This is a genomic window from Pseudomonas sp. UME65 (assembly GCF_014170225.1).
Classification (GTDB): Bacteria; Pseudomonadota; Gammaproteobacteria; order Pseudomonadales; family Pseudomonadaceae; genus Aquipseudomonas; species Aquipseudomonas protegens.
Genome location: NZ_LZZQ01000004.1, coordinates 552,974 through 572,433, shown reverse-complemented (window position 1 = coordinate 572,433; position 19,460 = coordinate 552,974). Strand labels below are relative to the sequence as shown.

The 19,460-nt window shown below is 66.3% G+C and carries 19 protein-coding genes and 1 pseudogene; 11 read left to right on the top strand and 9 right to left on the bottom strand.

The window, feature by feature from the left end; translation table 11 throughout:
• Nucleotides 1–39 precede the first annotated feature (39 nt).
• The 5 genes and pseudogenes from A9971_RS03715 to A9971_RS03695 form a co-directional block, all read right to left on the bottom strand.
• Nucleotides 40–263: pseudogene (locus A9971_RS03715) on the bottom strand (type II toxin-antitoxin system RelE/ParE family toxin).
• A gap of 101 nt (nt 264–364) precedes the next feature.
• On the bottom strand, nt 365–601 hold the full coding sequence (locus A9971_RS03710; RefSeq protein WP_011060512.1) for a type II toxin-antitoxin system ParD family antitoxin: 237 nt from the start codon (nt 599–601) through the stop codon (nt 365–367).
• A 42-nt stretch (nt 602–643) separates the two neighbouring features.
• The gene (locus A9971_RS03705) at nt 644–1,282 is read right to left on the bottom strand and encodes a response regulator transcription factor (RefSeq protein WP_015635011.1); all 639 of its coding nucleotides are present in this window, start codon (nt 1,280–1,282) and stop codon (nt 644–646) included.
• Complete coding sequence (locus tag A9971_RS03700) at nt 1,282–2,553, bottom strand: HAMP domain-containing sensor histidine kinase (RefSeq protein WP_169894031.1); 1,272 nt, start codon at nt 2,551–2,553, stop codon at nt 1,282–1,284. The genes A9971_RS03705 and A9971_RS03700 overlap by 1 nt, the downstream gene beginning before the upstream one ends.
• Before the next feature lie 2 nt (nt 2,554–2,555).
• Complete coding sequence (locus A9971_RS03695; protein ID WP_015635009.1) at nt 2,556–2,714, bottom strand: hypothetical protein; 159 nt, start codon at nt 2,712–2,714, stop codon at nt 2,556–2,558.
• A gap of 119 nt (nt 2,715–2,833) precedes the next feature.
• Between A9971_RS03695 and A9971_RS03690 the strand changes: the two genes are divergently transcribed.
• The 6 genes from A9971_RS03690 (at nt 2,834) to A9971_RS03665 (ending at nt 8,061) form a co-directional block, all read left to right on the top strand.
• A complete protein-coding gene (locus tag A9971_RS03690; RefSeq protein ID WP_182999920.1) occupies nt 2,834–4,018 on the top strand; it encodes an ABC transporter substrate-binding protein in 1,185 nt (394 codons plus the stop codon).
• Between the two features lie 30 nt (nt 4,019–4,048).
• Nucleotides 4,049–5,023, top strand: coding sequence for a YVTN family beta-propeller repeat protein (locus tag A9971_RS03685; protein ID WP_182999919.1), 975 nt, complete (start codon nt 4,049–4,051; stop codon nt 5,021–5,023).
• On the top strand, nt 5,020–5,778 hold the full coding sequence (locus A9971_RS03680; protein WP_182999918.1) for an ABC transporter ATP-binding protein: 759 nt from the start codon (nt 5,020–5,022) through the stop codon (nt 5,776–5,778). Before A9971_RS03685 ends, A9971_RS03680 begins: the two co-directional genes overlap by 4 nt.
• On the top strand, nt 5,775–6,566 hold the full coding sequence (locus A9971_RS03675; protein WP_182999917.1) for an ABC transporter permease: 792 nt from the start codon (nt 5,775–5,777) through the stop codon (nt 6,564–6,566). Before A9971_RS03680 ends, A9971_RS03675 begins: the two co-directional genes overlap by 4 nt.
• 232 nt (nt 6,567–6,798) lie before the next feature.
• Nucleotides 6,799–7,341: a PQQ-dependent catabolism-associated CXXCW motif protein gene (locus A9971_RS03670; RefSeq protein ID WP_011060505.1), complete on the top strand. Its 543-nt coding sequence runs from the start codon at nt 6,799–6,801 to the stop codon at nt 7,339–7,341.
• Nucleotides 7,342–7,395: 54 nt separating this feature from the next.
• The gene (locus A9971_RS03665; protein ID WP_011060504.1) at nt 7,396–8,061 is read left to right on the top strand and encodes a response regulator transcription factor; all 666 of its coding nucleotides are present in this window, start codon (nt 7,396–7,398) and stop codon (nt 8,059–8,061) included.
• 94 nt (nt 8,062–8,155) lie between these two features.
• On the opposite strand, the gene nahK is transcribed toward A9971_RS03665, so the two are convergent.
• The 4 genes from nahK to A9971_RS03645 form a co-directional block, all read right to left on the bottom strand.
• The gene (nahK, locus tag A9971_RS03660) at nt 8,156–10,798 is read right to left on the bottom strand and encodes a hybrid sensor histidine kinase/response regulator NahK/ErcS' (RefSeq protein ID WP_182999916.1); all 2,643 of its coding nucleotides are present in this window, start codon (nt 10,796–10,798) and stop codon (nt 8,156–8,158) included.
• Complete coding sequence (nosP, locus tag A9971_RS03655; protein WP_011060502.1) at nt 10,728–11,891, bottom strand: nitric oxide-sensing protein NosP; 1,164 nt, start codon at nt 11,889–11,891, stop codon at nt 10,728–10,730. Before nosP ends, nahK begins: the two co-directional genes overlap by 71 nt.
• A gap of 520 nt (nt 11,892–12,411) precedes the next feature.
• Nucleotides 12,412–13,596 (bottom strand): porin, encoded by a 1,185-nt coding sequence (locus tag A9971_RS03650; RefSeq protein WP_182999915.1) that lies wholly within the window; start codon nt 13,594–13,596, stop codon nt 12,412–12,414.
• 224 nt (nt 13,597–13,820) lie between these two features.
• Entirely contained in the window at nt 13,821–14,867 is a 1,047-nt protein-coding gene (locus A9971_RS03645) for an Ldh family oxidoreductase (RefSeq protein WP_169894017.1), read from the bottom strand.
• Nucleotides 14,868–14,998: 131 nt separating this feature from the next.
• On the opposite strand from A9971_RS03645, the gene A9971_RS03640 reads away from it, so the two are divergent.
• From A9971_RS03640 to A9971_RS03620, 5 genes are all read left to right on the top strand, one after another.
• Nucleotides 14,999–15,874 (top strand): MurR/RpiR family transcriptional regulator, encoded by an 876-nt coding sequence (locus tag A9971_RS03640; RefSeq protein WP_047285528.1) that lies wholly within the window; start codon nt 14,999–15,001, stop codon nt 15,872–15,874.
• 16 nt (nt 15,875–15,890) lie between these two features.
• Nucleotides 15,891–16,643, top strand: a complete 753-nt coding sequence (locus tag A9971_RS03635; RefSeq protein WP_053150435.1) for a transporter substrate-binding domain-containing protein — start codon at nt 15,891–15,893, stop codon at nt 16,641–16,643.
• A gap of 86 nt (nt 16,644–16,729) precedes the next feature.
• Entirely contained in the window at nt 16,730–17,449 is a 720-nt protein-coding gene (locus tag A9971_RS03630; protein WP_182999914.1) for an ABC transporter permease, read from the top strand.
• Nucleotides 17,446–18,156: an ABC transporter permease gene (locus A9971_RS03625; RefSeq protein ID WP_011060496.1), complete on the top strand. Its 711-nt coding sequence runs from the start codon at nt 17,446–17,448 to the stop codon at nt 18,154–18,156. Before A9971_RS03630 ends, A9971_RS03625 begins: the two co-directional genes overlap by 4 nt.
• Before the next feature lie 46 nt (nt 18,157–18,202).
• Complete coding sequence (locus A9971_RS03620) at nt 18,203–19,444, top strand: FAD-binding oxidoreductase (protein ID WP_182999913.1); 1,242 nt, start codon at nt 18,203–18,205, stop codon at nt 19,442–19,444.
• Nucleotides 19,445–19,460: the final 16 nt, after the last annotated feature.

Genomic DNA, 19,460 nt, shown 5'->3' with positions numbered 1-19,460 from the left:
CATGCCCTCACCACAAAAAGCCCCCAACATCCCCCACCACTACCGGAAAACACCTTCAGCCAACCACTCAGGAAAGTCCCGCATACCATGCAAAACCCGCCATACGTCGATGTGGTCATCGCGTTCAACGTAGAACACCAGATAGGGGTAACGCTTCAGCGGCCAACAAAGCCCCCCGGCAGATCCAGCTCGTGGGCGTAGCGAGACATACCCGAGGCCGGATGGCGGCCGATATGAAGATAAGCCTTTTCCAAAGCATCGATAAAACCGAGCGCAGCCTGCTCGGCCTGTTGGTCAAGCTAGTCGCTGATAGCGCCTCCCACGTCATGGCTGGCAAGGGCACGTGGCATGACCGGCTTGGCTTTCATCCTCGCGCCTTGTGAACCCTGGCACGCAGGGATTCGAAATAGTCACCCTGCACAGCAGTGCCCGGCGCCGATTGAGCACCGGCCAACAACAGGCCACGCAGATGTTGCCGATCCTGATCCTTGCGAATCAGCTCACGCACATATTCACTGCTGGTGCTGTAGCCGCGCTGGCTGACTTGATCATCGACAAAGGACTTGAGAGCGTCCGGCAGGGAGATGTTCATGGTGCTCATGGCTTTGTCCGCTTTTGACAAAATTTGCCAAACCATACCCCCTCACCCCGCCACCCGCACCACCCCCATATCAATCCCCAAATGCACCAACTCCGCATGGGAGCTGACCTGCAGCTTGCTCTTGAGCAAGGTCAGGTGGTTGGACACAGTCTTGGCGCTGATGCACAGCTGCTCGGCAATCACCCGCGCCGGGGTGCCCTTGGCCAGCATCACGAAGATCTCCAGCTCGCGCTGGGTCATGCTCTGCAAACGCGGGTCGCTGCTGTTCTGCGCCGGGGTGCAGGCCAGTTGCGTGGCCAGGGGCTGTTCGATGTAGGCGTGCCCGGCCAGCACACGGTGCACCGCTTCGATCAGCACCTGGGGCGCGGAGTTCTTGGTCAGGTAGCCCGAGGCTCCCGCCTCCAGGGCCTGGCGCACCAGGGGCAGTTCGTCGTGCATGCTGAAAAACAGCACCCGCAGCTGCGGCAGGCGCTGGCGCAGGCGGCGGGTGGTCTCCAGGCCGCTGATGCCCGGCAGGCCGAAATCCATGATCACCAGCTGCGGCACTTCTTCGGCGACCCGGGCCAGGGCCTCTTCGCCGCTGGCCGCTTCGCGCACCTGCATCGCCGGCAATACCGCGCGCAGCAGGCTGGCGTAACCCTGGCGGACCACGGCGTGGTCATCCACCAACAAGATGTTCATCAGGCCTCCATGGGCATGTTCAGGGGCATGTTCAAGGCCAGTGCCCAACCGGCGCCGGGACGGCTGAGGATGTGCAGTTCGCCGCCCAGGCTGCGGGCCCGCTCGGCCATCGAGTGCAGGCCGACGCCGGGGCGCTGGGGCTGGCGCGCGCCGCAACCGTTGTCGCGCACCAGCAGGCGCAGGCCCCGGGCGCTGCGTTGCAGGCGCACCCGTACCTGGCTGGCGTCGGCGTGCCGGGCGACATTGGTCAGCGCTTCTTGCAGCAGGCGGTAGAGGTGGGTCTTGCTGGCGCTGGGCAACGCTGGCAGGTCGGCGCCGACCCGCAATTGGCAGTCGATGCCCTGGCTGTCCTGCCATTGGCTCACCAGCAAACCGAAGGCTTCGGCCAGCGGCAGGTGCTGCAGCACCACCGGGTACAGGTCCTGCACCAGGGCGCGAAAGCCTTGCTGCAAGCGCTCGCAGTTGAGCTCCAGGGCCTGGGCCGTGTGCTCCACCACCGTGGGCTGGTTGCTGACCATGCGTAGCAGGCAGGCCTGGGCGCGAATGCCCGCCAGGTATTGTCCGAGGTCGTCGTGCAGGGTCTGCGCCAGGTAGGTGCGCTCGCGCTCCTGCACCGCCAGCAGGGCCTGGGTCAGTTGGGTGTTGTCGGCGCGGGTCTGTTCCAGGGTCGCGGTCATGCGGTTGAAGTGCCCGGCCAGTTGTCGCGCTTCCGGCAGGCCGGCTTCGCGCAGGCGCACCGCCAGTTGCCCGCCGGACACCTGCTGCAAGGCCCGCAGCAAATCATCCAGCAAGCCCATGCCACGGCGTACTGCCCAACGGATGGTCAGCAGGCTCAGGAGCAGGGCCAGGCCGCACAGGCTCAACAGCTGTTGCAGGGAATCCCAGACTTCGTCGATCTCATCCCGCGCGTCCACGGCGATCAGCACCCGACGGCCGTCGCCCAGGTCCAGCTCGCGGGCGCTGTGGCGGCGCTCGCTGAACAGCTGGCGGCCGAGCCAGGCGTCCAGCCCGGCCTCTTCCGGCATGCGGGCCGCCTCGTCCGCCGCCAGCCAGTGCACCCGTACATGGCGCAGGCTCTGGGTCAGGTGCGGTTGCAGGCCCGCCGGGTTGCGCGCGGCGCTGTCGCTGAGGTATTCCACCACCGCCTCGGCGGACTGCAACTCACGCTCGACATCGGCCACCGCCTGGTGCAGCAGCAAGGCGGCGCAGGCCAGGGTCACCACGGCAAAGAATGCCGTGACCCACAGGTTGATCCGCCACAGCGCCGACATGCCTAGCGCCCCGGCACCAACGGCAGCGCTTGGGGCAGCACCGGGCGCGGGCCGTGCAGACGGTCGACGCCGATCAGGCTGAGGATCAGCAGCAAGGGCAACAGCAGCAATTTGAGGATGCGCATGACGGTGTTCTCCAGGGTCGGGGCCGCTGCAACCATGCTAAGACCGCCGCACCCGCGCCGGGCTACTACCTTGGTACTGCCCGGGCGCTACTTTCTGCATATTTCCCCACCCCGGTACTCTTCCTATGCTGGCGCCACCTGCCGTGGAGTGCCTTATGCACAAGCCTGCCCCGCTTATCCCGACCTGCCTGCTGGCCCTGGCCTCGGTCCTGTTGCCCCTGGCCGCGAGCCAGGCCGGCGAAGAACCGTTGCAGGTGCGCATCGGCTACCTGGGCTATCGCCCCGACCCCGGCCCGCTGCTGTCCAACATCATTCCCGAGCCTGCCGACGCCGGGCTGCAGGGCGCGCAGCTGGCGATTGTCGACAGCAACAGCACCGGGCGCTTTCTCAAGCAGCAGTTCCAGCTCGACAGCGCCAGCGTCGACAGCCCCGAGGCGCTGCTGCAAGCCGCCAAGGCCCAGCATGACCAGGGCCTGCGGCTGTTCGTGGTGAATGCCCCGGCGGCCAGCCTGCGGGAGTTGTCCGCCGCCCTGCCCGACAGCCTCTTGTTCAACGCCGGCAGCCCCGACGACCGCCTGCGCAGCAGCCAGTGCCTGGGCAACGTACTGCACAGCCTGCCCGGCCGGGCGATGCTGGCCGACGCCCTGGTGCAGTTCATGGTGCTGCGCAAATGGCAGCGGGCCTTGCTGATCGTCGGCCAGACCGAGGATGACCGGGCCTACGCCGATGCCCTGCGCCGGGCCACCCAGCGCTTCGGCGTGAAGCTGGTCGCCGAGAAAGACTGGACCTTCGACAACGACCAGCGCCGCAGCGCCCAGGCCGACATGCCGCTGTTCACCCAGACCGCCGAATACGACGTGGTGCTGGTGGCCGACGAGCGCGGCGACTTCGGCGAATACCTGCCCTACCAGACCTGGTTCCCGCGCCCGGTGGCCGGCACCCAGGGCCTGACCCCCACCGGCTGGCACAAGAGCGTGGAGACCTTCGGCGCCGCGCAACTGCAAAAGCGCTTCGAAGCCCAGGCCGGACGCTGGATGAACGACCGCGACTTCGCCGCCTGGATGGCCGTGCGCAGCGTCGCCAGCGCGGTGAGCAAACTGCGCCAGGCCGACCCTCGGGCCCTGCAGACCCTGCTGCTCAGCGACCAGTTGCCCCTGGACGGGTTCAAGGGCCGCAAGCTCAGCTACCGGCCGTGGAACGGCGAACTGCGCCAGCCGATTCCCCTGGTGCAGCCCCGGGCCCTGGTCAGCACCTCGCCCCAGGACGGTTTCCTGCACCCCTTCAACGAAATGGACAGCCTGGGCTACGACCGCCCCGAAGTGACCTGCCGCTACCCCTGATCCCATAACCACAACAACAAGGAATCCGCCATGCGCCGCCCTCTTCTCTGCCGCTCCGCCCTGTGCGCGGCCCTGCTGCTCGCCGCCGGGCACGCCATGGCCGCCACCGCCTGGGTGTCCAATGAAAAGGACAACAGCCTGAGCCTGATCGACCTGCAGACCCTGGAAGTCACCGCGACCCTGCCGGTGGGCCAGCGCCCGCGCGGGTTGCTGCTGTCCCATGACAACAAGCTGCTGTACATCTGCGCCAGCGATTCGGACCGGGTCCAGGTGATGGACGTGGCCACCCGCAAGATCATCAAGGAGCTGCCCTCCGGCAAGGACCCCGAGCAGTTCGCCCTGCACCCCAACAACCGCTGGCTGTACGTATCCAACGAGGACGATGCGCTGGTCACGGTGATCGACACCGAGACCGCCAAGGTCCTCGGCCAGATCAACGTCGGGGTCGAGCCCGAAGGCATGGCGGTGAGCCCCGACGGCAAGTGGGCGGTCAACACCAGCGAAACCACCAACATGCTGCACTGGATCGACACCAGCACCCAGACCCTGGCCGACAGCACCCTGGTGGACCAGCGCCCGCGCTTCGTCGAGTTCAACCAGGACGGCTCAAGGCTTTGGGCCTCGGCGGAAATCGGCGGCACCGTGACCATCCTCGACGTGGCCACGCGCCAGGTGCTCAAGACCCTGAACTTCAAGATCAAGGGCGTGCACCCGGACAAGGTGCAGCCGGTGGGCATCAAGCTCAGCACCGATGGCAAGTACGCCTTCGTCGCCCTGGGCCCGGCCAACCACGTGGCGGTGATCGACGCCAAGACCTACGAGATCCTCGACTACCTGCTGGTGGGGCGGCGGGTCTGGCAGCTGGCATTCACCCCGGACCAGAGCCAGTTGCTGGCCACCAACGGGGTCAGCGGCGATGTCTCGGTGATCGATGTCAACAGCCTCAAGGTGCTCAAGTCGGTGAAGGTCGGGCGCTATCCCTGGGGCGTGGTGGTGACCCCATGAACGCCCTGGAGGTCAGCCAGCTGAGCTTCGCCTATGGCCCGCGCCAGGCCCTCGATCAGGTCAGCCTGAGCCTGGCCCCCGGGCGCTTCGCCGCCCTGCTGGGCCCCAACGGCGCCGGCAAGTCGACCCTGATCGCCCTGCTCACAAGGCTCTACGACCTGCAGCAGGGCGACATCCGCGTCGGCGGCTGCTCGCTGCGCAACGCCGCCCGCGCCGCCCTGCGCCAGCTCGGCGTGGTGTTCCAGCAAAGCACCCTGGACCTGGACCTGAGCGTGGAGCAGAACCTGCACTACCACGCCGCGTTGCACGGTTTGTCGCGGCGCCAGGGGCAGGCGCGGATCGACGCCGAACTGGCGCGCCAGGGCTTGAGCGAGCGGCGCCGGGACAGCGTGCGCGCCCTCAATGGCGGCCACCGCCGACGGGTGGAAATCGCCCGCGCCCTGCTGCACGAACCGCGCCTGCTGCTGCTCGATGAAGCCAGCGCCGGCCTCGACCCGGCCAGCCGCCTGGCGCTCAACCGGCACATTCGCCAGCTGTGCCAGGAACAGCGCCTGAGCGTGCTCTGGACCACCCACCTGCTGGATGAAGTGCAGGCCGACGACCAGTTGCTGATCCTGCATCAGGGGCGCCTGGTGGCCAGTGGCGTGGCCAGCGCCATCAGCCAGCAGCAGGGTGGCGACCTGAGCGCGGCCTTCGCCCGCCTGACCCAGAATCCCCAACCGCGCCCGGCCCCGATCGGAGAACCGCTCGCATGAACGCCTACTGGCAGTGCCTGCGCGGCATCGTGCTGCGCGAATGGCTGCGCTTCGTGCTGCAGCGCACGCGCTTTCTCAGCGCCCTGGTGCGCCCGCTACTGTGGCTGCTGGTGTTCGCCGCCGGCTTTCGCGCCGCCCTGGGCATCGCCATCATCGAGCCCTACAGCACCTACATTCCCTACGAGGTCTACATCGTCCCGGGGCTGGCCTGCATGATCCTGCTGTTCAACGGCATGCAGGGCTCGCTGTCGATGGTCTACGACCGGGAAATGGGCAGCATGCGCGTGCTGCTCACCAGCCCCCTGCCCCGGGCCTTCCTGCTGGCCAGCAAGCTGTTGGCCACCTCGCTGATCTCGCTGCTGCAGGTCTACGCCTTCCTCGCCGTGGCCTGGCTGTATGGCGTGCAACCGCCGGCCATGGGGCAGCTCAGCGCCCTACCTGCCTTGCTCCTGGTGGCCCTGATGCTCAGCGCCCTGGGGCTGCTGCTGTCCAACGCCATCCGCCAGTTGGAGAACTTTGCCGGGGTGATGAACTTCGTGATCTTCCCGCTGTTCTTCCTGTCCTCGGCGCTGTACCCGCTGTGGAAGATGCTCGAAGCCAGCCCCTGGCTGTACTGGCTGTGCGCCCTCAACCCCTTCACCCACGCCGTGGAACTGGTGCGCTTCGCCCTGTACGAACGCCTCAACCTGCTGGCCCTGGCGGTGTGCCTGGGGCTGACCCTGGTGTTCTCCCTGCTGGCGGTGCTGACCTTCAACCCCCAGCACGCCGCCCTGCGCAAAAGCACCTGAGCCACAATCCTGCCACCCACCTCCACCCAACGTAGGAGCTGGCTTGCCAGCGAAGAGGCCCGCAATCCCAACGCCAGACCCCAGGCCCCTTTCGCCGGCAAGCCGGCTCCTACACAGCGCTTGCCCATGGGCGATCTACGACTTTGGTACTGCTTTTGCTGTCGATGGTCGCATTCACAAAAGGCCCTGCCCTGGCATGTAATGGGCCTATAACAAAAAGGATAAAAGCCTTATGCCCCGTGCCTTAGAGACCCTGGCCGCGCTAACCCTGAGCCTGGCGCTGGGCGCCGCCCATGCCGCTGCCCCGCTGTTTTCCGCCGAGGGCTATCGCACCAGCCTGTACCGCAGCCCGACCCCGCTGCAGATCGACCAGGGCCGGATCATCGACACCCCGGGCCTGCAAGAGCTGCTCAAGGAGCAACCGGCGCCCCTGCTGATCGACGTCTACCGTCGGCAATGGCTGCAGGGACGCTTCATCGACAGCGAGCCCCACGCCAACCTCCCCGGCAGCCACTGGCTGGCCAACACCGGCGACGGCGAACTGAGCCCCGAGTGGCAGGCCTATTTCGCCGGCAACCTGCAACGGCTGAGCCACGCCGACCCGCAGCGCGCCCTGGTGTTCTATTGCCGTGCCGATTGCTGGCTGAGCTGGAACGCGGTAAAACGCGCGGCAGCCCTGGGCTATAAGAACATCTACTGGTACCGCGACGGCCTGGATGCCTGGGAGGCCGCCGGCCTGCCCGTGGAGGCAGCCCGGCCGCAACCCTTTCCCTGAGCGCCGCAGCACGGCGTTGCCGCCCCCATAACCACAATAACGAGGTGAAAGGCCATGTATAAAATTCTGATAGCCGACGATCACCCACTGTTTCGCGAAGCCATCCACAACGTCATCAGCGACGGATTTCCCGGCAGCGAGGTGATGGAAACCGCCGACCTGGACAGCGCCCTGGCCCTGACCCAGGAACACGACGACCTCGACCTGATCCTGCTGGACCTGAACATGCCCGGCATGCACGGCCTCAACGGCCTGATCACCCTGCGCAACGAAGCGCCGACCATTCCGGTGGTGATCGTTTCCGCCGAGCAGGACAAGCAGATCGTGCTCCAGGCCATCACCTACGGCGCCGTCGGCTTCATCACCAAATCCTCGGCGCGCTCGCAGATGACCGAGGCCATCGAACAGATCCTCAACGGCAACGTGTACCTGCCTCCGGACATCATCCGCACCCAGAAAAGCCAGCCGGGGCGGCGCAGCAGCGAGACCCCGAGCTTCCCCCCGGAACTGCTGCAGGCCCTGACCCGCAAACAGCTGTTGGTGCTGGAACGCATGACCAAGGGCGAATCCAACAAGCAGATCGCCTACACCCTGGACATTGCCGAAACCACGGTGAAGGCCCACGTCTCGGCGATTCTGCGCAAGCTCAACGTGCACAACCGGGTGCAAGCGATCCTCAGTGCCGGGGACATCGATTTCGGCGCCTACCTGCGCCGCTGAATTGCGCTGATCGTGCACCGACCCTGTAGGAGCCGGCTTGCCGGCGAAGGCGATCTTGCGGGCCCCTTCGCTGGCAAGCCAGCTCCTACGGTTGTCAGGGATGCCGCGTTGGGCTCAGCAGGTGGCTGATGGCGGTCTTGAGTTTCATCGGGCGCACCGGTTTGTGCATCAGGGTGTGGCCCAGTTCGCGCAGTTGCTGTTTGAGCTCGTTGCTGTAGTTGGCGGTGATCATCATCGCCGGGATCGCCAGGGCGCGACGGGCGTTGATTCGCGCTACCGCATCGATGCCGTTCTGTTGCTGGTCCAGGTGGTAGTCGGCAATCAGCAGGTCGGCCTCGGCGCGGTAGTCGTCCACCTGGCGCGCCAGGTCTTCTTCGGACAAGGCGGTGATCACCTGGCAGCCCCAGCCTTCAAGCAAGGTGCGCATGCCGGCGCAGATCGCCGCGTCGTTATCCAGCACCCAGATCCGCGCCCCCTGCAAACGCTCCAGCAGGGCGTCGCCCAGCTCCGGGCGCGGCGCTGGCAAGGGCGCGCTGGCGCTGATCGGCACCTGCACGCTGAACACCGAACCACGCCCCGGCCAGGAGCGCACGCCAATGCGGTGCCCGAGAATCCCGGCAATCTTCTCGACGATGGCCAGCCCCAGGCCCAGGCCGCGATCCTGGTCCGGGCGCTGTTCTTCGCCACGCTTGAACTCCTGGAAGATTTCCTCCAGGCGTTCGGCGGCGATACCCATGCCGCTGTCCCAGACTTCGATCGACAGCCAGCGCCCCTGGCGCCGACAGCCCAGCACCACCCGGCCCTGGCGGGTGTAGCGGATGGCGTTGCTCAACAGGTTGCGCAGAATCCGCGCCAGCAGCTGGATGTCGCTGCGCACCAGCGCCGAGCAGGCCACGAAGTGCAGTTCCAGGCCTTCGCTGCGGGCCACCTGGGCGTACTCGGCGGCGAGGTTTTCCAGCAGTTCGCTCAAGGCAAAGGGCGCGATATCGGCCTTGATCACCCCGGCATCGAGCTTGGAAATGTCCACCAGGGTACCCAGCAGGTTTTCCACGTCTTCCAGGGAGTTGCTGACATTGCGCACCAGGGCGCTGCTGGCCTGGGGATCGCGACGCTCCAGCAAGGCGCTGGTGAACAGCCGCGCGGCGTTCAGGGGTTGCAGCAGGTCATGGCTGACCGCGGCGAGGAACTTGGTCTTCGACAGGTTGGCCCGTTCGGCCTCGGCCTTGGCCTCGCGCAAGCGTGATTCCACCCGGCTGCGCTCTTCGATTTCGCGCAGCAGCTGCTGGTTGAGGGTGGTCAGCTCGGCGGTGCGTTCGCGCACCCGCAGCTCGAGGTTCTGGTAGGCCTGATGCAGCGCCTCGGCGGTGCGCCGGCGCTCGGTGATGTCGCGGATCAGCACGAAGATCCCCACCACTTCGCCATTGGCCAGGCGGTTGGGCACGTAGGAACGCAGCATGTAGCGCTCCTGGTTGTTGACGTTGGTCTCGGCGAATTCGAAGGTCACGCTTTCCCCGGCCAGGGCCCGCTCCACATAGGCCTCCAGGCGCCGGTAGTGCTGTTCGCTGTGCGCCTCGCGCAGGCTCTGGCCGAGCATCACGCCGCGCGGCCAGCAGTACCACTCCTCGTAGACCTTGTTGGTGAACTCGTACACCAGATCGGCATTGAGGTAGGCGATCAACGCCGGCACATGGTCGGTGATCAGGCGGATCCAACGCTCGCTTTCGCTCAGGGCCTCGGCGTGCTGGTAGCGCTCGGTGATGTCGGTGAAGGTGTTGACGAAGCCGCCGGTGGGCAGCGGATGGGTGCGGATCTCCAGCACCCGGCCATCGCTCAGGCGCTGCTCGCATTCGTGGATCGGCCGGCCGTTGGCGTCGCGGCTGTCGGGGCTCAGCAGGCGCAGTTCGCTGTCGCCGATGACCTCGGCAAACAAGCGATGCGCGGCCACCGGGGCCAGCCCGCTGAGTTCCAGGAAGCGTCGGTTCCACAACTCCAGCACGCCCTCGGCGCTGACCATGGCCACGCCCTGGGACAGGTTGTCCACCGCCCGTTGCAGCAGGTGGGACTTTTGCGCCACCGCCTGCTCCCGGCGCAGGGTTTCGCTGTGCTTGACCTCGGTGATATCGGTGAACAGGATCACCCGCCCGCCTTCCCGGGTCGGCCGCTCGCTGACCTGCAGCCAACGGCCGTTGTGCAGGCGATACAGCAACTGCTCGTCACCGCCACTGCGTGGCTCTTCGCTGAACAGCCCGGTGCTGGTCAGCAACCTGCGCACTTCCGAGAGGCGCATGCCGGCCATGATCCGCACCCGGCTGTGGCTCCAGAAGGCGCGGAAGCGGCTGTTGAACAGGACGATGCGCTGCTCCTGGTCGAACAGCACGAAGGCGTCGGAAATGCTCTCGATGGCATCGATCAGATGCTGGTGGGCAGTCTCGGCCCGCAGCCGCGCTTCGCTGAGCAAATGGTTGCCGGCCTTGAGCTCGGCCATGGCCTGGTTCAGGGCGTCGGTGCGTTCACGCACCTGCTCGGCCAGCACCACCGAATGCTGGAACGCCGCATAGGGGTCGTTGCCACGGGTGATGCCGGATTCGACCCGCTCGATCAGCGCCTCGTTGATGCGCCGCAGCTTGCGGTTCTCGCGCTGCAGGTCATCGAGCTGCGCTTGCAGCTCAGCGGCGGGCCGGAGTTCGACTGCGGGCAATGGCGACGCCGGTGAAGGTCTGGTTGATGTGCATGCCATTGAACTGTTCTCCGTAGGTGTTGAAACCCATCACCCGCTGTTCCCGCAAAAAGGCCCCGATCTGCTCCAGGCTGCCCTGCCCCTCTAGCTCCAGGCGGCGCAAAAAGCAGTCGCAGCCAATGGTCAGCAGCAACCCGCCGAGGCGCTGCTGCAAGCCGTCGAACAGCTGTTGCAGGTTGGGCAGCAAGGGGCCGGGGGTCATGGCGGTGAGGACGATGCCGTTTTCCACCGCGCAGTAGAAACTCAGGCTCAGGTCCGGGTGCACCTGCTGCACCGCGCGCACGTAATAGTGCTGGTTGATCCGCACCGCCAGGGGGTGGGCGGCGAACACCCGGTGGTCGAGCTGCGCCAGGGGCACGCCGATCAGCCGCGCGTACTCCTCGGCGGCGGGCTCGGCGTTCAGTTCATAGACCCGGCGCAAGGTACTGTCGGCGCCGGTGACCACCAGTTTTTCTTCCCGGGGCTGGATGTGGTGGGTGGTGAACACCTCGAAATCCAGCCAGGTGTTGACCAGCACCACCACCGCCGCGCCGCTGTGGAACTCGCCGCCGTAATACACGTGGGTGTGGGTCAGGTAGTTGTCATCGCCGGCCGAACCGCCGAAATGGGGAATGTCCCCCAGGGCCGCGCTGAGGGCGGCCAGCACCATCTCTTCGCGGCTCGACAGGCCGTCCAGCAGGGTCAGGGCGAAGCTGTTGCCCTTGATCGGCGCCAGGGTGTTGCTGCGGCAGCGGCCCACCAGGCGTTCGACCATCTGCTGGGCGTCGATCAGGCTGAAGTGCTCCATCTGGTCGATCAACTCGGCGGCGATGGAAAAGTGCCGGTGATCGAAGCCGATGGCGGTCACGCAGTTGCGTCCATAGCCCAGCGGGGTGATTTCCCCGGCGCTGGTGCAGCCCACCAGGGGAATGCCGCCAAAGCTCTGCTGCAAGGCCGGGCCCAGGGTCTGCAGGGGGTATTCGGCGGAACAGAAGAACAGCACGAAGCCCAGGTGCGGATGCAGCAACTGGCTGGCCAGGTCCTGGGCCACCTGCTGCGGATCGACGGCCTGGGACATGGCACTGACCACGCCCTCGCTCTGGGCTTGCTGCATCGTCGCCTCCGGCGCGGGTTGTCTGAGCAATGAGTGTACGAAGCCGGCCCCGGGGCACGAATGCTACTTGGGTAGCGGGTAGCCGGTTCCATGGGTGTAGGCGCTGGCTTGCCAGCGAAGGCGTCGGCCGGTTTGGTGCAAGGCTGGCGGGCCTATTCGCCGGCAAGCCGGCTCCTACGGGACATGCACCAATGCGCAAAACAGACGGGGAATAAGGCGCGCCACCTGCGTAGGAGCTGGCTTGCCAGCGAAGGCGTCATCCGGCCTGGTGCAAGGCTGGCGGGCCTCTTCGCCGGCAAGCCGGCTCCTACGGGGAAGGTGCCAATGGGGAAAATAGGCGGGGAATGCGGGGCGCGTCCTGCGTAGGAGCTGGCTTGCCAGCGAAGGCGCCGGCCGGGCTGGTGCAAGGCTTGAGGGCCTCTTCGCCGGCAAGCCGGCTCCTACAGGGGAAGGCGTCAATACAGGGGATAGGCGGGAGGCCGGCCCGGGCGCGATGCGCACGCCAGGGCCGGCGCGGGGGTTACCAGGTCAGTACGGCACCCACGGCGAAGGTGTCGGTGTTTTCGTTCTGCGCGGTGGTGTGGTGGCCGTCGATCTCGAACTGGTTGTACTCGGCCACCAGCTTGAGGTTGTCGTTGATGTCGTGGAACAGCGCCACGCCCCGGGTCTGGTAATCGGCGCCGCTGCCGACCACGCCGTTGCCGTCGTCCTTCGTCTTGCCGTAGGACAGCGCCAGGCGGTTCTTGCCCAGCTTGTAAGAGCCCTGCAGCAGGTAGCCCTTGCTGTCGACATTGCGCAGGGTGGCCTCGCCGGCGTTGTTGGTGAAAAACGGGTTGATGCCCTTGGCCTGGAACCCGGAACCGGTCAGGGACAGGCCGCCCATCTTGGCCTGCAGGCCATAGCCCAGGCCCTTGGAGGTCACCGATTGCACGTTGGGGTCGGTGTTGTCGGAGGTCTGGTAGCTGCCGTTGAGCCAGCTGTAGAACTTGGCCCCGCCCAGGTCGAACTGGTAGGTGACCTCGCTCTCGGTGCGCGGGTTCTTCTGGTAGGCCTTGCCCAGGGCGCTGCTGTCGTTGGTGTCCACCGGGTCGAGGATGCCCACCGCCACCCGCAGGCCGTCCATCACCGGGCTGCGGTAAGTGATCTGCGACGACGGAAAGGGATAGGGGTAACCGCTGCCGATGTTACCGAACGACACCCCGCCGCCGTCCACCAGCCCCAGGCTGTCGCTGACCTGGCCGTACCCGGCGAGCATTTCATCGAGCAGGATGTTGGAACGGGCGAACAGGCCGAAGTCCTTGCCGATCAGCACCTCGCCCCACTCCGGGTTGGCCACGGTGCCGTAGAACTGGCGCACGTCGATGGCGGTGTCGGTGCCGTTGGTCTCGCTGTCGTTGATGGTGACCCAGAACGAGGCCCGGGCGCCGAGCTTGAGGTCGTCCACCTGCTTGCCCATGTTGAAACCTAGGTAGTTGGGCAGAAAGCCCATCTTCACCCGCGCCTGACGGCGGTCGTACTGGTCGCCGGCGCGGTCGACCTTGCTGTTGACGTAGAAGGCGTTGATGTAGCCGTCGGTGGAAAAGGTCGTCTGGTCCTTGTCGTACAGCATGATCTCGGCTTCGGCGACAGAGCCCAGGCCAAGGGTCGACAGGCCGACAAGCAGGGCCGGAATCAGAGGGTACTGGCAGTTCTTATTGTTATGCATGGCGCGCTCCGCAAACGGGGGACGAAATGTCGGAGGCGATTATCGAAACGCGCCAAGGCCGCCCATAGGCTGCCTTGGGGGCAAATTCAGCATGCTTTGGAGGGGCTGGCAGGGACCGGCAAATCCGATCCACGACCGGCCCGCTACCGGGCCTACTACCTGGAGTAACACCAAGGGCTCATGGACCCGGGTGCGAAGGGATGAAGTCCTTAGTCGTCGCCCGTTCAGTCGTCGCCCGCCAGGGCCCGCAGCCGCGCCAGTTCGGCGGCGGCCAGGGGAATGCCTTCTTGCAGGGACTTGGCTCGGGTGCGGTAGCGCCGATCCCCCGGCATGCGCTCCAGGCCCACGGCCTGCATCTGCCGCACCAGCTCGCCGCTGCGCTGGGCAAAATGCCCGCCGCCCAGGTGGCTGGGGTCGATGACGATCAGCAGTTGCCCGGTCCAGGGCGTCTGCGCCCCCGGGTGTTGTGACCAGTCGAATTCGAAGGAGAAGTTGCCACCGGTCAGCGCCGCCGCCAGCAGCTCCACCATCATCGACAGCGCCGAGCCCTTGTGCCCGCCAAAGGGCAGCAAGGCGCCACCGTCGAGAATCGCTGCCGGGTCGCAAGTGGGCTGGCCGTCGCGGTCCACCCCCATGCCCGGTGGCAGCTGCTGGCCCTGGCGCTTGGCGATCTGCACATCGCCGTGGGCAATGGCGCTGGTGGCCAGGTCGAAGACGATGGGCTCGGCGCCTTCGCGGGGTGCGGCGAAGGCAATCGGGTTGGTGCCGAACAGCGGGCGCTGGGCGCCATGGGGCACCACGCAGGTCATGCTGTTGACCAGGCTCAGGGCCACCAGGCCTTCTTCGGCGAAGGGCTCGACATCCGGCCACAGGGCGGCGAAATGGTGGGAATTGCGAATCGCCAGGACCGCGATCCCGGCGCTGCGGGCCTTGCTCAGCAGCAGCTCGCGGGCCGCCGCCAGAGCCGGCTGGGCAAAGCCGCCTGCGGCGTCCACCGCCACCACGCCGGGGGCCACATCCTCCACTTGCGGCAGCGCCTGCCCATTCACCCAGCCACTGGCCAGGGACGACAGATAACCGGGAATGCGGAACACCCCGTGGCTGTGGGAACCGTCGCGCTCGGCGCGGGCGCAGTTATCAGCCAGCACCCGGGCCACTTCGGCAGAGGTGCCGTGGCGAAGAAAAATGCGTTGCAGCAAGTCGGTCAAGGCAGGCAGATCGAGGTACTCGACGGGTGCCTGCGCCAGGGTCGCCTGGTTCGCTTCGGTCATTGCAGCTCCATTGGAATTGTTATTGGAAGGTGCCTGACTATCGCGTCACGCCAGTTAACTGTCAAATGTTGACTTCATGACAGAAAACATTCATTTTCCATTGTCAACGGCCCACAAGAATGAAAACAACCATGAGCCAGCCCATCAAGCAACGCCTTGAAAGCAGCCTGTCCAGCGCCACCGCGTCGGGCCGGGCGATTGCCAGCTACATGCTGGCCAACCTCTATGAACTGCCCTTCCAGACCGCCGCCGACATCGCCGAAAAACTCGGCGTCAGCGAGTCCAGCGTCGGCCGCTTCTGCCGCGCCATCGGCTACAGCCATTTCAAGGATCTGAAAAACGACCTGAAGAACGACCTCGGCGAAGGCCCGTGGCTGGTGGGCGACCGCCTGCAGGAATTTCGCCAGCAGCCCAACCCGGCGGCCCAGGGCCTGCCCCGCAGCTTCGAGCTGGAAGTGGCGGCGCTGGTCAAGGTCTACGAATACAGCCTGACCCCGGCCTGGCAGACCGTGGTCCAGCGCCTAGCCAGCCGGCGCCGGGTGTACGTGGCGGGGTTCCAGACCGAGCGCGGCATCGCCGCCTCCATGGTCCACCTGCTGCAATACCTGCGCGACGGCGTGCACCTGGTGGACGGCGCCGCCGGGCATTTCGCCGACGTACTGCTGAGCCCCGCCGAGGACTGCGCCCTGGTGGTGTTCGAGGCAAGGCGCTACTCGCGCCACGCCCTGACCCTGTGCCACAAGGCCCGCGAGGCGGGAATTCCGGTGACCCTGGTCACCGATACCTTCTGCGACTGGGCCGAGCAGAACGCCGACGAGGTGTTCCGTGTGCCCACTGAATTCAACCTGTTCTGGGAATCCACCGCGGCCATGCTGTCGCTGGTGCACCTGTTGGTCAACGAGGTGTGCAAGCACCTGGGACCCGAGGTGGAAAAACGCCTGGAAGCCACCGCTGCCCTGCATAACGAGTTTGTTGGCTACACATCGTCCGCCCGACCAAAACAATAAATAACCGAGGTGCTCCATGAACAACGTCCTCCGCTTCGCCGGCGCTTGCGCCCTGGTCATCGCCGCCTCCACGGCCCAGGCCGAAACCTTGAAGATCGCCACCGAAGGCGCCTACCCGCCCTTCAACTACGTGGACTCCAACAACCAGCTGCACGGCTTTGACGTGGACATCGCCAACGCCCTGTGCAAGCAGATGCAGGTCGAGTGCCAGATCGTCGCCCAGGACTGGGAAGGCATCATCCCGGCGCTGCTGGCGAAGAAATACGACGCTGTGGTGGCCTCGATGATCGCCACCGACGAACGCAAGAAGAAGATCGCCTTCAGCAACCACTACTACCGCACCCCGCTGTCGGTGGCGGTGCCCAAGGACTCGGACATCACCGACGCCCAGACCAACTTCAAGGGCCGCACCGTGGGCGCCCAGGCCTCCTCGACCCAGGCCATCTACGCCGAGGACCACTACGGCCCGGCCGGTGCCGACGTGAAGTTCTACCCGACCCTGGACGAAGCCAACAGCGACCTGGCGGCCGGGCGCGTGGACGGGGTGATCGCCGACAAGTTCCCGCTGCTGGCCTGGGCTGAAAGCACTGGCAAGGATTGCTGCAAGATCATCGGCGACGTCAACGGCACCACCGCCGACGCCTCGATCGCCGTACGCAAGGAAGACAACGCCCTGCGCGAGCGCCTGAACAAGGCCCTGGACGAGATCGTTGCCGACGGCACCTACAAGAAAATCTCCAGCCGCTACTTCGCCTTCGACATCTACTGACCGCCCGCCTTTGCCGCTGCCCTTGCCCCGCGTTCTCTTGAGCGCGGCGGCGCCCTGCACGGTTCATTTTTCCAGAGGGTTCGCGCATGTTCGAACAGCTGTCACTCCTGTCCTTCGCCAGCGGCGGCTGGGGCTCGGCCCTGCTTGCCGGGGCCCTGGTGACCATCGCCCTGGCACTGGCCTGCGTGCCCATCGGCCTGCCCCTGGGGCTGGCCGTAGCCCTGGCCGCGCGCTCGAAAAACCGCTGGGCGCGGGCCTGGGCCACGACCTTTTCCACGGTGTTTCGCGGCCTGCCGGAGCTCTTGACCCTGCTGATCATCTACTACGGCTGCCAGATTGCCGCGCAGAAGATCCTCGGCGCCCTGGGCTACCCCGGTGAAGTGGCGATCAACACCTTCGTCGCCGCGATGATCGCCTTCAGCCTGGTGTTCGCCGCCTTCTCCAGCGAGATCTGGCTGGCCGCGTTCAAGACCCTGCCCAAGGGCCAGTACGAAGCCGCCAGCGCCCTGAGCCTGTCGCGCCGCACCACCTTCACCCGGGTGCTGCTGCCGCAACTGACGCGCATCGCCCTGCCGGGGCTTTCCAACAACTGGCTGTCGCTGCTCAAGGACACCTCCCTGGTGTCGACCATTTCCCTGGTGGACCTGATGCGCCAGACCAACCTCGCGGTCAGCGTGACCAAGGAACCCATGCTGTTCTACAGCGTGGCCTGCTTTGGCTACCTGTTCTTCTCGGCGCTGTCCGGGCACCTGTTCAGTTTTCTCGAACGACGCTTCAACCGTGCGCAACGGAGCCTGCAGCCATGAACCTGGATGACCTGCTGAACCTGTTCCTCAACCAGGAACTGCTGGAACGCTACGGCCCGCGCTTTATTGACGGCCTGCTGGTGACCGCCAAGCTGGTGGCGATCTCCTTCAGCCTGGGCGCGGTGCTCGGCCTGCTGATCGCCCTCGGGCGGCTGTCCAGCAATCGTTTCCTGCGGCGCTTCACCGGGGCTTATGTGTACTTCTTCCGTGGCTCGCCGCTGCTGGCCCAGCTGTTCATGCTGTATTACGGCCTGGGTTCGTTCAAAGGCTTCTGGCAGGACGTGGGCCTGTGGTGGTTCTTCCGCGACGCCTGGTTCTGCACCCTGCTGGCCTTCACCCTGAACACCGCCGCCTACCAGGCGGAGATCCTGCGCGGCAGCCTGCTGGCCGTTGCCCAGGGCCAGCGCGAAGCCTGCAAGGCCCTGAGCCTGTCGCGCTGGACCGCGTTTCGCAAAGTGATCCTGCCGCAGTCGCTGCTGATCGCCATCGGGCCTCTGGGCAACGAGCTGATTTTGATGATCAAGGCCAGCGCCATCGCCTCCCTGGTGACCATCTACGACCTGATGGGGGTGACCAAACTGGCCTTCTCCCGCAGCTTCGATTTCCAGATCTACCTGTGGGCCGCGGTGCTCTACCTGCTGATCGTCGAAGTGGTACGGCGCAGCCTCAAATACCTGGAAGGCCGCCTGGGCCGGCACCTGAACTGAACCCTTTAGCGGGCCGCCCCGCGGCCCCTGTCATAAGGACCCAAACATGCATTGCCAAACCCTCGTTCTGGGCGCCGGAATCGTCGGCGTCAGCAGCGCCCTGCACCTGCAGGCCCGCGGCCGCCAAGTCGTGCTGCTGGACCGCCAGCCTCCGGGCAACGGCACCAGCCACGGCAACGCCGGGCTGATCGAACGCGCCAGCGTGATTCCCTACGCCTTCCCCCGGGAAGTGACCAAGCTGGTGCGCTACGGCCTCAACCAGCAATCGGACGTGCGCTACAGCCTGCGCCACCTGCCCAAGGCCGGCCCCTGGCTGCTGCAATACTGGCGCCACTCCTCGCCCAAGGGCCTGGCCGCCGCCACCCGCGCCATGCTGCCGCTGATCGAACGCTGCGTCACCGAACACCTGGCCCTGGCCCGCCCGGCCAACATGCTGGAACTGATCGCCGACGGCGGCTGGCTCGAAGCCTTCAACGACCAGCAGGCCTTCGACTTCGCCCAGCGCGCCGCCGCCGACCTGCGCGACTACCAGCTCAACTACCGGGTACTGGACCGCACCGCACTGCTGGCCCTGGAACCCGGCCTGCACCAAGACGTAGTCGGCGGCCTGCACTGGCTCGACCCCAAGACCGTCAGCGACCCCGGCGGCCTGACCCGCGGCTACGCCGAACTGTTCAAGCAACGCGGCGGCCAATTCATCATCGGCGACGCCCTGACCCTGACCCAGATCGAAGGCGGCTGGCAGGTGCACAGCGAACTCGGCCCGATCACCGCCCAGGAAGTGGTGGTGGCGCTGGGCCCGCAAGCCAGCGGCATCTTCGAACCCCTGGGCTACCGCATTCCCCTGGCGATCAAGCGCGGCTACCACATGCACTACGCCGCCGTGCCCGGCACCCGCCTGCAGCACCCGATCCTCGACCCGGTGGGCGGCTACGTCCTGGCGCCGATGGTGGGCGGCATCCGCCTGACCACCGGCATCGAATTCGCCGACTGCGACGACCCGATCAACGAAATCCAACTGCGCCGCTGCGAAGCCCTGGCCCGCCACTTCTACCCCCTGGGCGAACGCCTCGACGCCGAACCCTGGCTGGGCCGCCGCCCGTGCCTGCCGGACATGTGCCCGGTGATCGGCCCGGCCCCGCGCCACCCCGGCCTGTGGTTCAACTTCGGCCACGCCCACCACGGCCTGACCCTGGGCCCGGTGAGCGGCCACCTGCTGGCACAGATGGTCACCGGCGAAACGCCCTTCACCGACCCCACCCCCTACCGCGCCGAGCGCTTCAACTGACCGACGGAGAACCGCC

Bases quoted from the DNA above. Each gene is read 5' to 3' on its own strand.
- A9971_RS03710 (WP_011060512.1), bottom strand. From the start codon at position 601: ATGAGCACCATGAACATCTCCCTGCCGGACGCTCTCAAGTCCTTTGTC.
- A9971_RS03705 (WP_015635011.1), bottom strand. From the start codon at position 1,282: ATGAACATCTTGTTGGTGGATGACCACGCCGTGGTCCGCCAGGGTTAC.
- A9971_RS03700 (WP_169894031.1), bottom strand. From the start codon at position 2,553: ATGTCGGCGCTGTGGCGGATCAACCTGTGGGTCACGGCATTCTTTGCC.
- A9971_RS03695 (WP_015635009.1), bottom strand. From the start codon at position 2,714: ATGGTTGCAGCGGCCCCGACCCTGGAGAACACCGTCATGCGCATCCTC.
- A9971_RS03690 (WP_182999920.1), top strand. From the start codon at position 2,834: ATGCACAAGCCTGCCCCGCTTATCCCGACCTGCCTGCTGGCCCTGGCC.
- A9971_RS03685 (WP_182999919.1), top strand. From the start codon at position 4,049: ATGCGCCGCCCTCTTCTCTGCCGCTCCGCCCTGTGCGCGGCCCTGCTG.
- A9971_RS03680 (WP_182999918.1), top strand. From the start codon at position 5,020: ATGAACGCCCTGGAGGTCAGCCAGCTGAGCTTCGCCTATGGCCCGCGC.
- A9971_RS03675 (WP_182999917.1), top strand. From the start codon at position 5,775: ATGAACGCCTACTGGCAGTGCCTGCGCGGCATCGTGCTGCGCGAATGG.
- A9971_RS03670 (WP_011060505.1), top strand. From the start codon at position 6,799: ATGCCCCGTGCCTTAGAGACCCTGGCCGCGCTAACCCTGAGCCTGGCG.
- A9971_RS03665 (WP_011060504.1), top strand. From the start codon at position 7,396: ATGTATAAAATTCTGATAGCCGACGATCACCCACTGTTTCGCGAAGCC.
- nahK (WP_182999916.1), bottom strand. From the start codon at position 10,798: ATGGCATGCACATCAACCAGACCTTCACCGGCGTCGCCATTGCCCGCA.
- nosP (WP_011060502.1), bottom strand. From the start codon at position 11,891: ATGCAGCAAGCCCAGAGCGAGGGCGTGGTCAGTGCCATGTCCCAGGCC.
- A9971_RS03650 (WP_182999915.1), bottom strand. From the start codon at position 13,596: ATGCATAACAATAAGAACTGCCAGTACCCTCTGATTCCGGCCCTGCTT.
- A9971_RS03645 (WP_169894017.1), bottom strand. From the start codon at position 14,867: ATGACCGAAGCGAACCAGGCGACCCTGGCGCAGGCACCCGTCGAGTAC.
- A9971_RS03640 (WP_047285528.1), top strand. From the start codon at position 14,999: ATGAGCCAGCCCATCAAGCAACGCCTTGAAAGCAGCCTGTCCAGCGCC.
- A9971_RS03635 (WP_053150435.1), top strand. From the start codon at position 15,891: ATGAACAACGTCCTCCGCTTCGCCGGCGCTTGCGCCCTGGTCATCGCC.
- A9971_RS03630 (WP_182999914.1), top strand. From the start codon at position 16,730: ATGTTCGAACAGCTGTCACTCCTGTCCTTCGCCAGCGGCGGCTGGGGC.
- A9971_RS03625 (WP_011060496.1), top strand. From the start codon at position 17,446: ATGAACCTGGATGACCTGCTGAACCTGTTCCTCAACCAGGAACTGCTG.
- A9971_RS03620 (WP_182999913.1), top strand. From the start codon at position 18,203: ATGCATTGCCAAACCCTCGTTCTGGGCGCCGGAATCGTCGGCGTCAGC.